Source organism: Dietzia sp. DQ11-38-2 (assembly GCF_014145055.1).
In the GTDB taxonomy this organism is placed as follows: domain Bacteria; phylum Actinomycetota; class Actinomycetes; order Mycobacteriales; family Mycobacteriaceae; genus Dietzia.
The window spans coordinates 1-1,383 of the sequence record NZ_JAALDW010000378.1 but is presented as its reverse complement, the minus strand read 5'-3'; the positions used below and the strand labels follow the sequence as shown (position 1 = coordinate 1,383).

1 protein-coding gene is annotated in these 1,383 nt (G+C 70.6%); it reads left to right on the top strand.

Annotated elements, in window-relative coordinates; translation table 11 throughout:
- Nucleotides 1–1,296 (top strand): phosphatidylglycerol lysyltransferase domain-containing protein (locus G6026_RS12670; RefSeq protein WP_182613382.1); only part of this gene is annotated, 1,296 nt, incomplete at its 5' end.
- Nucleotides 1,297–1,383 lie beyond the last annotated feature (87 nt).

The following is a 1,383-nucleotide window of genomic DNA, read 5'->3' as shown; positions in this document are numbered from 1 at the left end:
TCCGCCGAACTGCTGCGCCGCGGCTTCCGGGCGGCGTGGATGGTCGCTCTCGCCTACGCCGTGCTCACCGCGGTGGCCACGCTCGTCGTCACGGTGTTGGTCGTGGCCGCGGACTTCGAGAGCCTCGGCGCCGTCACTGCGGGCACCGGACTGTTGTGGGCGGGCGAGGCCGTGCTGCTCGTGGCCGGCCGGGGGGCGTTCGGGGTCCGGATCCGGCGCCGGGTCACCGGGTCCTCGGTCCATTCGGAGGACGTGGTCGACCGCGTCCGCGCGCTGATCCGTCAGCACGGCGGCAGCACCATGTCCTGGATGATCACGTGGCAGCCGATGAACTACTTCTTCGGAGCCGGGGGCGTCGTGGGGTACCGCCTCCACGTGGGGACGGCGATCGCGCTGGCGGATCCCGTCGCCGCGCCCGGGGATCGCGGTCGTCTGCTCACCGAGTTCGTGGAGTTCGCCGAGTCGCAGGCCGCGGTGCCGTGCCTCTTCTCGGTGTCGGCCGAGACCGCCGAGACCATGAGGGAGCGCGGGTGGCGGGCGCTCCAGATCGCCGAGGACACCATCATGGACCTGCCCGACCTGGCGTTCGGCGGCAAGAAGTGGCAGAAGATCCGGAGCGCCATGAACAAGGCGCAGAAGAACGGGACGAGTTTCGTCTCCGGGCTGTTGCGGGAGCAGCCGTCCGCGATCCTGGGGCAGGTGCGCGAGATCTCCGAGCAGTGGGTGGGGGACAAGGAGCTCCCCGAGATGGGCTTCACCCTGGGCACGGTCGAGGAGGCGCTCGATGACGACGTGCGCATCGCCCTGGCGGTGGATTCCGACGGGGTCGTTCAGGCGGCGCTGTCGTGGCTTCCCGTCTACCGGGGTGGCACCGAGGGCGGCGTCCGCGGGTGGACCCTGGACGTGATGCGTAAGCGCAACGGTCCCGGCGCGAACAACATGATCGAGTTCCTCATCGCCCGCTCGGCGCTGGAGTTCAAGGACGAGGGGGCTGATTTCGTCTCGCTGTCCGGGGCTCCGTTGGCGCGCAGTGGCGACGACGACGAGGTGGCCACCCTCGACCGCGGCCTCGACCTGCTCGGCCAAGCCCTCGAGCCGTACTACGGATTCCGCTCGCTCCACCAGTTCAAGGCCAAGTTCAACCCGCGCATCGAGCCCGTGTTCCTGTGCTTCCGCGACGAGGCCGATCTGCCGCGAATCGGCGTGGCGATCGGCCGGGCGTACCTGCCGGGGGCGACGACCCGCCAGCTCGCCGCGCTGGCCAGATCCGGGAAGTCCGAGACCATCGACGCCTGAGGCGCCCTCCCCTCCATCAGAGGCGCCCGCGCTCGGTCACCGGCATCCGCTCCCGCAGAGGCATCCGCTCCCGCGCCTGCACACCCC